A 12766-nucleotide genomic window follows, 5' to 3' on the forward strand; every position below is an offset into this window, starting at 1 on the left:
AAATAAAAAAATTATTGATTGAATTGAAATTCAGTTGGGAGATCCAACAAAATCAATTCAGTGTCTTTTTTTGCAGTAAATGATATTGTTTTTTCATCTTCAATCATTACAGCATCCCTTGTTTTCAATGAATTTCCATCCAGATCAAGGTCACCACTAATTATAAACAAGTATGATTTTCGATCATCTTCTAATTTATGAGAAAGGGTAGTGTTTTCTGTAAGTGATGATACGTAAATTTTTACATCTTGATGTATTTTCATTGCAGAGTTATCATCCATAACGTCACCAGTAATCACTTGAAGCAATTTGTTTTGTCTATCTTCTTGTGTATATTGTCGTTCTTCCCAAGATGGAGACAAGTTTTTTTTCTTGGCAAGAAACCAAAGCTGTAATAGCCGCAAAGGATTTTTGTCAGAGCTATTAAATTCAGAATGGACTACGCCTGTTCCAGCACTCATTCTTTGTACACCTCCTGAACTTATTATGCCATGATTTCCATGGTTGTCTTTGTGTTCTAGATTACCATCAATAACATATGTTACGATTTCCATGTTTTCATGAGGATGAAACCCGAATCCTTTTCCTGGTTGAACAATATCATCATTGAAAACTCGCAGAGGGCCATAATTCATTTTGTTAGGATTGTGGTATTCTGCAAATGAAAAGTGATAGTATGTGTTTAACCAACCATGATCTTGGTTGAAATGCTCATTTTTTTGGATTATTTGTTGCATGAAATAATATGGCTTGCATAGTACTTAAAGTCAGTAGTAATTACTTACTTAGTAGGTAAGAATAACCATACCAAGTAACATCGCAGTAACTATTCGCTTAAAGTAAATCAAGAATCTAAAAAGGCTTAAACCTTTCTAGAGGATAAAATTAGATCCTAAACAATTAAGACATGGAATAATTATAAAATCATAAATGTCAATCAAGATAAAATGTTCTAATTGACTTTGTGTTTTAAATAATTATGCGTGTACTGACATTACATTTTAAAAAATATTTTCAGATTCAATTCCACATGGGTTCTACTATCATTTTTAGGTCAAAAACGGAACGCAGTTATACCTAAAAAATTTGGTTTTCATTTTCTATTCTGGAAGCTCCATCCATGGTGGAGGTTCTCCAACTAACATGTCTCTTTGGCATGTAAAATAACCCCATGTCACTTTGGATTTATCATCAGGGTTTGATGCTGAAACTCTGTATTCGCCGGGAATTGTACATGTTTCATGGAGTCCAATTGCAGGAGACATTCCTTGCAAATCCATCATCAAATACCCATCAAAATCAGGAGATATGATATAGGAAGAATCGTCTTGAGGTTTTTGTCATTCGTTAATTTTTTCTATATTGTCATAGTTTTCATAAGATCGGAAATAGACAGTTACCTTGGGAGATGTGTGTTCTGTTGGTTGGAATCCCCATTCCCCAGAAATAAAATGCATTAATCGATCTTTTTCAAAATTTTGCTTGGTTGGATGGATAAACTGCTCTAGAAAATAACCAGTTTCAAATTTGTCCCTGTACTCTTTGATTGCGTTAATTTTATTTTCAGTTCCTCTGGTATCAGCCAATACGATTTCTTGTACACGAAGTTTCTCTTGTTGGTTCATTTGTTGTTGCATAGATTCAAAGGCGGATGCTAGTTCAGGTTCAGATGGCAAACTTTGTTGATTAGATTGATGTTTCCATATGTCCAAACACTTCCACAATGTTGGACTTCTTGGTGTTTCCATGAATACAGGCATAGTTCCACACTGATACAGTATTGATTGATAGGTTCCAAAAATTATCGATGTTAAAATTATTCCAACAATAAGGATTAGGGTTCTAGTTTTCATTTTTTTACTGTGTAGGGTTCATCACTCTGCCAATAAACAGAATCTGTCCCGTTTGCTTTTCCTGTATTACAAACACAAATGGATGATCTGCAACAAACTCATATCTTGGATCAGGCGGGCCACTTGTCAATGTACCAATGGCTACGGTTACTGCAGCAGCCTCTGTTCCTTTCTCGTGTACATCAACGAATGCCTTGTGTTTTGCCTTACTCAGAAATACCTGCTCATCGGTCATTCCAGCAAAGTTTGCTGCATGCTCATCAAATGCATCATGTACTCCAAGTGCTCCAAGTAACGGAATAAGATCATACTCATTCTCAAATCCAAACTTTGGAATATGAACCGTAAGCGGTTGCCTTTCCATCATGCCTCTGAATTCATTCATCTTGTCAGAATCAAGAGACATCTCAAGAGAATCCAGTCCATCTTTGTCCTTTGGAAGAATCACAATCATCGATATGTCATGCCCAAGGTATGGCATCTCAAGAATCTGAACCGTGTCAGTCTCAGCATAGTTGAACATGTCAACTGGAATCTTCATCATCTGAACATTTACTGACTTGCCGTCACCGGTCCAGAATGATTCTTCGCTGGTCCTGTCCGGGTTGAACTGGTTGGACCACTTTCCGTTAAAGTATATAGAGTTTGTAAGGACAAGCAGCGTGAGATCGTCAGTTGAACCTCGTTCCAGTATGTATTGTATTTTATCTCGGGTCTTTTCTTTTACCCACTGATTTATCTCATCTACACCATCATTACTAACAAAGTCAACAGACTTTGCGGTTCCATTGTAGTGACTTGTCACGATGTCGACATATTCTGGTTTTGTTTCATGCAGTTTAGAAAGCCATATGCCGTTTGCAACCTCCAGAGCGTAAAATCCATTTTCATGGTTTAGCCGTTTCATGGCATCTGATATGTCGTCCCAGCGGGTTTTGTCATCCGGAGCAAAATCAAATACGTCCCTTATCTGGTCTGCAGTATTTTCATTTGCGCCCTCATACACCATAGAAAACGCAGTCGATATGCTAAATGGGGAGAAAAAAATGTTTGATGTGTTGTCATCTTTGGCTATCTGATGATAAAAGGAAAAGACAAAGTCATCAGGATTTACAGACCCATTGTCTTCCGGATTGTTCATCAAGTCACTTTGAGGCAAATTATTAGCAAGATACAACGAACCAAACACCGCACCAGTCAAGGCAATTCCGACAATTACGATTAAAATCAGATAATATTTTTGCACTATGTGTAGATGGTAAAAGAATCATTGAAAAGTGCTTCGCATCACTAGTACTCAAAAGATGCTATCTAATTCAAGACCCAAAACAATTAAGACATAGAATAATCAAAAAATTGTAATGAGTGCCAAGATAAAATGCTCCCACATACTAGTTGCAAAACAAAGCGAAGCATTATCTATTTTGGAGAAGATCAAAGCTGGAGATAAGTTTGGAAATCTAGCAAAGGAACTTTCTACAGATACAGGTAGTGGTAAAAAAGAAGGAAACTTGGGATATTTTACCAAAGGAATGATGGTAAAACCATTCGAAGAAGCGGCATTCAAACTTCAGATTGGAGAGATATCAGAACCAGTTAAATCAGAATTCGGATATCACATCATCAAAAGACTAGGATAAATTATTTCGTAGACTTTGTTTGTTTGATTTTCTCAAAATCATCATTTATTTTCTGACTTATTTTTTTAAAATCTGTACGAATTGCTTTGTGGAGTTTTTTCTCTTTTTGAATCAAATCCCTCATTTCTTTGGATTTATCAATTATCAATAAACTAGAATCAAGACAAATAGTTTAGAAGAGGACTATCAAAATTCACACCCAATATACCAAAATTAAATACACAACATTTTTTGCGTAATCAATATTTTGGCAATTATGATAATAGATGAAAAAATATTAAATGAGATTCTTGAATATTTGGATAAATCCATCAATAATTTAGCAAAAGACTCTTTTGAAAATTTAGAGATGGATGGAGGATTTGAAGGAGTAGAGAGTTTTATTCATAATCAATTTGACATCAGGCTAGAGAACTTGCTAGTTGCAAAGAACAGCAGTATTCATCATTTAGAATCAGGAATGAAAAATAAAATAATTCAAAGAAAGCAAATGATTTTAGACAAAATAACTGAAAAATACAAAAATTAGAGAAATGCATCTAAGCCTGATCTTTTAGATTCAATTTCCTGATTTTTTTCTAAAACTTTAGTCATTTTATCACCCATTGATTTTGCTGCAGTCATCTTACGTTTGCCAATCCAATAATATGTCTCATCAATGGTATTTTTTGCAATCAAGACAACAAGTTTGCCAGTATCTTTTCTTCCTGTTCGACCTCTTCTTTGAATGAATCTGACAGAGCTTGGCACATTATCATAAAAAATTACTTGATTTACTTCGGCAATGTCTAATCCTTCTTCACCCACACGAGTTGCAACAAGTACTTGAAAATCTCCATCTCGAAATTTTTGTACAGTTTCAATCTGTTTTTTCTGTTTTAATCCTGCATCACCTGCTTTTCCAATTAAAATGCCTGCAGAAATATTCAGTTCAGTTAATTTTTTGAAAATCATGTCAACAGAGTCACGATAGCTAGTAAAAATCAAAGACTTTCCAGGAACAGATTCAATTATTTCTTTTAGTTTTGGGATTTTTGAATGTTCAATACCGCGTGACTGTGCTTCTTTAGCTAAATGTATTGCTCTTGTAAAATTAGGATCAATTTCAAATAATTCTTTCACACCAACACCTTTTTTGGCGTTAGCTCGTTCACAAAATTTCAAAAAAGGAGTAATACCATGAGCTTCAAGTATATTCAGAGCATAATGAATTCTAATAGCAGTGAATAATGGTTTTGCAGAACGTCTGTTTTGATTTAATACAAACTGCCTAATTCGAAGAAGTGCTGAAAGAGATTGTTGTTCTGCTAAACGAATTCCATTCTTTCGGAGTACATCATATCTTTCATCCAAAGCTAATTTTAGCAATGTCTGAATTGCTTTTAATTCAGGGGGAAGTTCAACGTTAATCCATTCCGTGTTAGTTTCCTGCGTGTAGGGTTTAACATCAGGACTATCTTCAGTTCTTTCAGCAACACTTGAAATTCGAAGCCTAGTTAGAATCTCAGTAGCCTTGTCTTTTTCACTGGGTAGTGTAGCAGTCATTCCAATAATCCTTGCAGAAGAATTAACAAATTTTTCAGCAATCCCAGAATAAGCATAATCACCTACGGTCCTATGAACTTCGTCAAAAATTACTAATGAGAATTGATCAGAAGACACAATTCCTCTAATCAAGTCATTTCGTGCAATTTCTGGAGTAGCGCAAATAACACTATTGTTCCAAAGTTTTGTTCTTTTTTGAATCAAGTCTTCTCCCGTAATCAAAGATACATCATCCAAAGTAAGATTATTTTTTAAAAATTCGTAATGTTGATGCACTAAAACTCTAGTGGGGGCTAAAAACAATATACCGCCAGTTCCTTTTGATAGATATTCAGCAATCACATGTAAGGCAACCGCAGTTTTACCAAGACCGGTAGGCAATACTACAATACAATTTTCAGCAATTGCTTGATTTGCAAGATTAATTTGGTAATCACGTTTCTCTATGGAATTCTTTTGAATGTATTTTTTTTCAACAAATTCAGCCATCAGATAAGATGGGATCATAATTTATCGATTTTATGCTTTCGTATGGAATTGTTGAGCTATTACTACACTCTAAATCTATTTTCTAAAAATAAAACAAGTGTAAATAGAATAAATCATTCATCGGGTTTAAATCCAATAGGCATAACCCAGATTTGCTATGAGATCCTTGGAAAAAGTTCAAGATGATTACGACGGCTTTGATGACGAAGACGATTCGGAATCAAACTATGATTTTGAGGATGAATAATCCTCAGATTTTTCTAATTTTACAATTCAAATTTCTTTTATGATTATCTATTAGTCACGGTTCCAAGTAAGACTATTCATAATGATCGCAAACATGTTTTCAACTATCGTGATCCATATATTGAACAAACAGACAGGAACCATGTGAGTAGTTCTTTTGAAAGACCAGATTGGGATGAATATTTTATGCTTCAAGCAGAACTTGCAAAACTTCGATCAAACTGCATGACAAGACAAGTAGGAGCTGTAATTGTTAGAAATCATAGACAGCTAGCGACAGGGTATAACGGAACACCACCTGGAATCAAAAATTGTTTTGATGGAGGATGTAAGAGATGCCAGCTTAGAATGGAAGGAAAGATTGAGTCAGGGGCATCATTAGATAGATGTCTATGCAATCATGCAGAGGCCAACGCAATCATGCATTGCGCAATTTTAGGAATCGAGGCAGGAATAGAAGGAGCAATACTGTACACAACATTTGTACCATGCCTAGAATGCACAAAAATGGCAATAACCATTGGGATTAGAAAATTTGTTTGTCTTGATGCATATCCGGAAACAGATTATGATTTGTTAAAAGAGGCAGGAGTGGAAGTGATAAGTTTGGACAAAAATAAAATTACAAAATGGGCAAAAGCACTAATCAGCAAATACGAAAAACCAGAGTGAGAAAATGCAAGTAGATTTGCCAGAGACAAAGAAGATCGAATCAATGCCAGCATCAATGTTGGTCTCAGCTACATATGATAACAATACAAAATCAGCTGTTCTAAAGTTCTATGATCCAAAATCCCAAAAATTGCTCTTATGGATTGATGAGATAAACCATAAACCGTATTGTTATTCAAGATTAAATCCAGAAGAGTTAGATTTTCTACAAGAAAGAGATGACATACTTGAAATCAAAACTGTTCAGAAATACGATTTGATAAAAGACGAGCAGGTAAACATGTCAAAAATTACAGTTGCAGATCCTTTGACAATTGGAGGTACGACAGGAGACAAAAGCATTAGAAACATAATTGAAACATGGGAATCAGACATCAAATATTATGAGAGTTATTTGTATGATAGAGGATTAATTGTTGGGAGATATTATGAAGTAGAAAATGGAAAACTAAAAGAACACAATATAGAAATCTCAGACGAAGTAAAAATTGCATTAAAGAGTCTACTATGGGACAAAGTAGACAGTGAAAGTATGGTTGATGCAGAAGAATTTAAAAAATATATTTCTGAGTGGGCGGATTTACTGAATCAACCAATTCCAAAAATAAAAAGACTAAGTGTAGATATTGAAGTGGAAGCAGAAATTGGACGAATACCAGATCCAAAACTTGCTGAAAAAAAAGTGACAGCCATAGGGTTGAAAGGTTCTAATGATTTTGACCAGATTTTTGTGCTCAGAACAGAAGGAACTGAAGAAGGAATAAATGAATTAGAGAAAAACATCAAAATCACATTCTACGAAGCAAGCAAAGAAAAAGAGATGATACAAGATGCATTTGAGATAATCAAAGGATTTCCATTTGTTGTAACATATAACGGAGATGAGTTTGATTTACCGTATCTGTATAACAGAGCAGAGAGATTGGGAATAAAAAATTCAGATAACCCGTTTTACATGATGAGAGATTCTGCAACTCTCAAAGAAGGAGTCCATTTGGATTTGTATAGAACTCTATCTAATCGTTCATTTCAAATTTATGCATTCAGTCAAAAATACACAGATTTTTCATTAAACAGTGTATCAAAAGCGTTGCTAGGAAAAGAAAAAATAGATTACGGATTAGAGTTTGATCAACTATCACTCTATCAAACCGCAAATTATTGTTATAATGACGCATTGTTGACATATGAGCTTACCAGTTTCAACAAAGATCTGTTGATGGATTTGCTGGTAATCATTGCAAGAATTGGAAGAATGCCAATTGACGACATTGCAAGAATGGGAGTGTCTCAATGGATTAGAAGTTTGTTGTATTATGAACATAGACGAAGGAATTGTATCATTCCAAAACGAGAAGAATTACAAATAAGATCCGAAGGAGTAATGTCAGATGCGGTAATCAAAGATAAAAAATACAGGGGAGGACTTGTTGTTGAACCAAAAGAAGGAATACACTTCGAGGTAGTGGTGATGGATTTTGCAAGTCTATATCCTAGTATTATCAAAGTTAGAAATCTGTCATATGAGACAGTCAGATGTACTCATGAAGAGTGTAAAAAAAACACAATTCCAGGAACAAACCATTGGGCATGCACAAAGAAAAACGGACTAACATCAATGATTATTGGCTCACTACGAGATTTAAGAGTCAACTACTACAAGAGTCTATCAAAGAAAGAAACACTGACAGATGATCAAAGGCAACAATACACGGTAGTCAGTCAAGCGCTTAAGGTGATTCTAAACGCAAGTTACGGCGTAATGGGTGCAGAGATATTTCCATTATATTTCCTACCAGTGGCAGAAGCAACTACAGCAATTGGAAGACATACTATTTTAGAGACAATCAAAAAATGTGAGGCAGTAGGAATTGAAGTTCTGTATGGAGACACAGATTCATTGTTTATCAAAAAACCAACAGATGAACAAATTCAAGTAGTAATAGAACAAGCAAAAAAAGATCATGGTGTAGATTTAGAAATTGATAAAATTTACAGATATTGTGTGCTAAGCAATAGAAAGAAAAACTATCTAGGAGTTACAAAATCAGGCAAAGTAGATGTAAAAGGATTAACAGGAAAAAAGTCTCACACACCACCATTTATCAGAAAACTATTCTATGAACTACTTGAAGTATTATCCAAAGTTCAAACAATAGAGGATTTTCAAAAAGCCAAACAAGAAATTACAGAAAAAATCTCAACGTGTGGTAAAAGAGTACAGGCAAAAGAAATTCCATTAGAAGATTTGACATTCAATGTTATGTTAAGCAAAGCACCATCAGAGTATACAAAAACAATTCCTCAACACATAAGAGCTGCAAAACAATTAGAAGCAATAAGAGAAGTCAAAAAAGGAGACAAAATTTCGTTTATTAAAATTCTAAACAAGCCAGGTGTGAAACCAGTTGAGCTGGCAAAAAAAGAAGAGATCGACTCTAAAAAATACATGGAGTTTATGGAATCAACATTAGAGCAGATAACATCATCAATGGATTTGGATTTTGATACAATGTTAGGAAAACCAAAGCAAACAGGATTAGATGAATTTTTTTGGAGTTAGGGCATGGAAATTGATGGAACACTATTAACCATATTAGGAATAGCAGCAGGAATTTTGATTTTGATGGGATGGGTGGAGCAAATCTACAAAGGTTACAAGACTAAAAGACTCAAAGATGTTTCAAAATTTCTAATGATTTTCATTGCCGCAGGTTCAATTTTGTGGCTCATTTACGGCATCATAATATCAGATGTGTTCATAATTGGTACAAACATGTCAGGATTAACCCTGATGATAATTGTATTAGGAATGAAAAAAAGATACGATGTTAGATTTAAAACATCAGAATAGCAATCAAGGATTAAATACAATGCATAAAATTTCAAAGAAAGATGTTTGTCATTAATTGTAAAAATTATGAGGAGGTAGCAGGAGACAAAATAATCAAGTTTGTAAAAACTGCAGAAAGCATTTCTAAAAAATATAAAATAAAAATTGCGATATCCCCACCACAACATCTTATCGGACTAGTATCAAATAGGTCAATTCCAATTTTGGCCCAACATGTTGATGATTCAAAAGTTGGGAGTACTACAGGTTTTGTCATACCAGAACTATTACAAAAATCCAAAGTGAAAGGATCACTAATCAATCATAGTGAGCATAGAATTTCAAGCAGAGAAATTAAAAGATTAATTTTAAAACTAAAAGATCTGAAAATGATATCAATATTATGTGTAAAAGATGTTGCAGAAGTTAAAAAATATGTAAAACTAAATCCAGATTATATTGCAATAGAGCCACCAGAATTAATTGGATCAGGTAAAGCAGTATCTAAAGAAAAACCAGAATTAATTACCAAGGCTGCAGATGCAGTAAAAAATGCTAAAAATAGTACGAAATTACTTTGCGGCGCAGGGATTGTTTCAGGAGAAGACGTTGCAAAAGCAATAGAACTAGGATCAGAAGGAATTCTAGTTGCAAGTGGAATAATCAAAGCAAAGGATTGGAGTAAGATAATGACAGAATTTGCCAAGTCAATGGTTTAATACCCCCTTTTGGGGATTGGATAATCGTAAAAAATGAAACAAGTTTATTTTTATGATGAAGGAGACGGTAAAAACAAGAAACTCCTAGGAGGAAAAGGGGCAGGCCTATGTGAAATGACCAGATTAAAGTTACCAGTGCCTCCAGGATTTACAATTACCACTGAAGTTTGCAAAAAATACTATGAGAATAGTAAAAAATTACCAAATACACTCATGGCTGAAGTAAAAAAGAACATTACAAAAATAGAGCGAAAAACAGGAAAAAAATGGAATTCAAAAACAAATCCATTACTAGTGTCAGTTAGATCAGGAGCAGCAATATCCATGCCAGGTATGATGGATACCATTTTGAATTTAGGACTAAATGATCAAACAGTAATTGGACTAGCAGAAAAAAGCAATAATTCAAGATTTGCATGGGATTCATACAGGCGTTTTGTCCAATTATTTGGCAAAGTTGTATTTGGTGTAGATGATAAAAAATTTGATGATGTTTTAGAGGCAGCAAAAAAAAAGCAGAGTGTAGAAGGAGATAGTGAATTAAATGAAGAATCGCTCAGAGCAATTGTTTCACAGTATAAAGCAATTTGTGATATGCATGCAGGAAGACCATTTCCAACTGATCCAACAGAACAAGTAGAACTTGCAATCAAAGCAGTTTTTGGTAGTTGGATGGGAGAAAGAGCAATTGTGTATAGAGAGAGAAATAACATTACAAAAGATATCGCAGACGGTACTGCAGTAAACATTGTATCAATGGTATTTGGAAACATGGGAGAGGATAGCGCAACAGGAGTAGTATTTACAAGAAACCCAGGAGACGGAACACGTAATATTTACGGAGAATATCTAATTAATGCGCAAGGCGAAGATGTCGTAGCTGGTGTAAGAACTGGAAAACAAGTTGATGAGATGAAAAAAGATCTTCCAGAATCATACAAACAATTAGCAGAAACCTGTGAAAGATTAGAAAGACATTACAAAGAACCACAAGATATTGAATTTACAATTGAACAAGGTCATTTCTATTTGCTACAAACAAGAAATGCAAAAATGAATGCAGTCGGAATGGTCAAGACATCAGTAGACATGGTAAAAGAAAAACTAATTGATAGAAACAGAGCAATCACCAGACTACAAGCAGAACAACTAGAACAATTGCTACATAGAACAATAGATCTAAATGAAATTAAAAACTATACACATCTGGTAAAAGGAATTGCAGCATCACCAGGTGCAGCAAGTGGAATTGCAGTACTAGATGTCAAAAGAGCAACTGCAATTGGAGAAAACGGTGCAAAAGTAATTCTCGTAAGAGAAGAAACAAAACCAGAGGATGTTCCAGCATTCTTCGAGTCAGTTGGAATTCTAACTAGCAGAGGTGGGAAAACATCTCATGCCGCAGTAGTAGCTAGAGGAATGGGCAAACCATGCATCGTAGGATGTTCTAATTTGAAAATAGACTTGGAGAATAAACAATGCAGTGTAGATGGAAAAATAATTCATGAAGGAGATGCAATTACAATTGATGGTAGTACTGGCAATGTCTACATTGGAGACATTCCAACAATAGAACCAAAAGTAAATTCCGATTTTAAGCAAATTTTAGAATGGGCTCAGAAAGCAAAGAAGATAGGCGTCAGAGCAAATGCAGACACACCGGAAGGGGCAAAACTTGCAAGAGAATTTGGAGGTCAAGGAATCGGATTATGCAGAACAGAAAGAATGTTCAACGGTAGTGACAGAATTAATCTCTTTGTAGAAATGATAATGGCTGAGAACATTGAAGAGAGAAACAAAATTTTACAAAAACTAGGACAATTACAGAAAAGCGATTTTATTGAAATCTTAAAGGCGATGGAAGGATACGAAGTCACAATTAGATTACTAGACCCACCATTACACGAGTTTTTACCAAATCCAGAAGAATTGGCAGAAAAAATTCACAAATTAGAATTAAAGAATGCAACAGATGAAATTAGAGAAACACAGATTGTTCTGAAAAGAGCACGAGAATTAGCAGAAGTCAATCCAATGATGGGACATAGAGGTGTAAGAGTTGGAATCACGTACCCAGAAATATATGAAATGCAAATTCGTGCAGTTTTTGAAGCATTGGTAGAACTAACAAAGAACAAAGTTGATGCACATCCACAAATCATGGTTCCGCAGATCAGCAGTGTTGCAGAATTAAACCACATAAAGAAAATTTATGATTCAATCAAAAAAGAGATGGAAACCACACATAAAATGAAATTAAAAATTAACTTTGGAACCATGATAGAAGTTGTAAGAGCAGCATTGACTGCAAACGAGCTTGCAGCCACAGCAGAATTCTTTAGTTTTGGCACTAATGATTTGACACAAGGCACATTTAGTTTCAGCAGAGAAGACGTAGAAGGAAAATTCCTACCTGAATACATGGAAAAAGAATTACTAGAAAAAAATCCATTTCAATCAATTGATGTTAATGGTGTAGGCAGTTTGATAAGAATGGGAATTGCCGCAGGGCGAGGAGTAAGACCAAATATGGAAGTTGGAATATGCGGAGAACATGGAGGAGACCCAATCTCTATAAAATTCTGCCACAGAGAAAATATAAGCTATGTTAGTGCATCCCCACACAGAATACCAATTGCAATAGTTGCAGCAGCACAAGCAGCTATTGAGCAACCAAATAATGTAAAGATAAAGAAAAAATCAAAGGTAAAAGCAAAATCAAAGGTAAAAGCAAAATCAAAGGTAAAAGCAAAATCAAAGGTAAAAGCA

The 12766-nt window shown here is 34.6% G+C and carries 12 protein-coding genes; 7 read left to right on the plus strand and 5 right to left on the minus strand.

Features of this window, described 5'->3' with window-relative positions; translation table 11 throughout:
• Nucleotides 1-11: 11 nt before the first annotated feature.
• The 4 genes from WDZ98_RS10550 to WDZ98_RS10565 form a co-directional block, all read right to left on the minus strand.
• Complete coding sequence (locus WDZ98_RS10550) at nucleotides 12-737, minus strand: pirin family protein (protein WP_368057594.1); 726 nt, start codon at nucleotides 735-737, stop codon at nucleotides 12-14.
• A 363-nt stretch (nucleotides 738-1100) separates the two neighbouring features.
• Nucleotides 1101-1283 (minus strand): hypothetical protein, encoded by a 183-nt coding sequence (locus tag WDZ98_RS10555; protein ID WP_368060990.1) that lies wholly within the window; start codon nucleotides 1281-1283, stop codon nucleotides 1101-1103.
• A 57-nt stretch (nucleotides 1284-1340) separates the two neighbouring features.
• Entirely contained in the window at nucleotides 1341-1853 is a 513-nt protein-coding gene (locus tag WDZ98_RS10560; protein ID WP_368057590.1) for a hypothetical protein, read from the minus strand.
• A gap of 4 nt (nucleotides 1854-1857) precedes the next feature.
• Complete coding sequence (locus WDZ98_RS10565) at nucleotides 1858-3099, minus strand: serpin family protein (protein WP_368057588.1); 1242 nt, start codon at nucleotides 3097-3099, stop codon at nucleotides 1858-1860.
• 115 nt (nucleotides 3100-3214) lie between these two features.
• Here WDZ98_RS10565 and WDZ98_RS10570 point away from each other — a divergent pair, with 115 nt between their 5' ends.
• Entirely contained in the window at nucleotides 3215-3493 is a 279-nt protein-coding gene (locus WDZ98_RS10570; RefSeq protein ID WP_368057586.1) for a peptidylprolyl isomerase, read from the plus strand.
• 256 nt (nucleotides 3494-3749) lie between these two features.
• Nucleotides 3750-4022 carry a hypothetical protein gene (locus tag WDZ98_RS10575; protein WP_368057584.1) on the plus strand — a complete coding sequence of 91 codons (273 nt, stop codon included), beginning with the start codon at nucleotides 3750-3752 and terminating at the stop codon, nucleotides 4020-4022.
• Here the strand turns inward: WDZ98_RS10575 and WDZ98_RS10580 are convergent.
• On the minus strand, nucleotides 4019-5527 hold the full coding sequence (locus tag WDZ98_RS10580) for a DEAD/DEAH box helicase (RefSeq protein ID WP_368057582.1): 1509 nt from the start codon (nucleotides 5525-5527) through the stop codon (nucleotides 4019-4021). The genes WDZ98_RS10575 and WDZ98_RS10580 overlap by 4 nt on opposite strands.
• Before the next feature lie 432 nt (nucleotides 5528-5959).
• On the opposite strand from WDZ98_RS10580, the gene WDZ98_RS10585 reads away from it, so the two are divergent.
• The 5 genes from WDZ98_RS10585 to ppdK form a co-directional block, all read left to right on the plus strand.
• The gene (locus tag WDZ98_RS10585; protein WP_368058414.1) at nucleotides 5960-6445 is read left to right on the plus strand and encodes a cytidine/deoxycytidylate deaminase family protein; all 486 of its coding nucleotides are present in this window, start codon (nucleotides 5960-5962) and stop codon (nucleotides 6443-6445) included.
• Between the two features lie 4 nt (nucleotides 6446-6449).
• Entirely contained in the window at nucleotides 6450-9008 is a 2559-nt protein-coding gene (locus tag WDZ98_RS10590) for a DNA-directed DNA polymerase I (protein ID WP_368057580.1), read from the plus strand.
• Between the two features lie 3 nt (nucleotides 9009-9011).
• Nucleotides 9012-9299 carry a SemiSWEET family sugar transporter gene (locus WDZ98_RS10595; RefSeq protein WP_368057578.1) on the plus strand — a complete coding sequence of 96 codons (288 nt, stop codon included), beginning with the start codon at nucleotides 9012-9014 and terminating at the stop codon, nucleotides 9297-9299.
• 41 nt (nucleotides 9300-9340) lie between these two features.
• Complete coding sequence (gene tpiA / locus WDZ98_RS10600; protein ID WP_368057576.1) at nucleotides 9341-9997, plus strand: triose-phosphate isomerase; 657 nt, start codon at nucleotides 9341-9343, stop codon at nucleotides 9995-9997.
• 33 nt (nucleotides 9998-10030) lie between these two features.
• Nucleotides 10031-12766 (plus strand): pyruvate, phosphate dikinase (gene ppdK, locus WDZ98_RS10605; RefSeq protein ID WP_368057574.1); only part of this gene is annotated, 2736 nt, incomplete at its 3' end.

The sequence above is a fragment of the Candidatus Nitrosopumilus sp. genome (assembly GCF_040878665.1).
Lineage (GTDB): Archaea > Thermoproteota > Nitrososphaeria > Nitrososphaerales > Nitrosopumilaceae > Nitrosopumilus.

Excerpts from the sequence above, each read along its gene's own strand:
- WDZ98_RS10595 (WP_368057578.1), top strand. The coding sequence starts at position 9,012 with ATGGAAATTGATGGAACACTATTAACCATATTAGGAATAGCAGCAGGA.
- WDZ98_RS10575 (WP_368057584.1), top strand. The coding sequence starts at position 3,750 with ATGATAATAGATGAAAAAATATTAAATGAGATTCTTGAATATTTGGAT.
- WDZ98_RS10580 (WP_368057582.1), bottom strand. The coding sequence starts at position 5,527 with ATGGCTGAATTTGTTGAAAAAAAATACATTCAAAAGAATTCCATAGAG.
- WDZ98_RS10555 (WP_368060990.1), bottom strand. The coding sequence starts at position 1,283 with ATGATGGATTTGCAAGGAATGTCTCCTGCAATTGGACTCCATGAAACA.
- WDZ98_RS10550 (WP_368057594.1), bottom strand. The coding sequence starts at position 737 with ATGCAACAAATAATCCAAAAAAATGAGCATTTCAACCAAGATCATGGT.
- tpiA (WP_368057576.1), top strand. The coding sequence starts at position 9,341 with ATGTTTGTCATTAATTGTAAAAATTATGAGGAGGTAGCAGGAGACAAA.
- WDZ98_RS10585 (WP_368058414.1), top strand. The coding sequence starts at position 5,960 with ATGCTTCAAGCAGAACTTGCAAAACTTCGATCAAACTGCATGACAAGA.
- WDZ98_RS10590 (WP_368057580.1), top strand. The coding sequence starts at position 6,450 with ATGCAAGTAGATTTGCCAGAGACAAAGAAGATCGAATCAATGCCAGCA.
- WDZ98_RS10570 (WP_368057586.1), top strand. The coding sequence starts at position 3,215 with ATGAGTGCCAAGATAAAATGCTCCCACATACTAGTTGCAAAACAAAGC.
- WDZ98_RS10560 (WP_368057590.1), bottom strand. The coding sequence starts at position 1,853 with ATGAAAACTAGAACCCTAATCCTTATTGTTGGAATAATTTTAACATCG.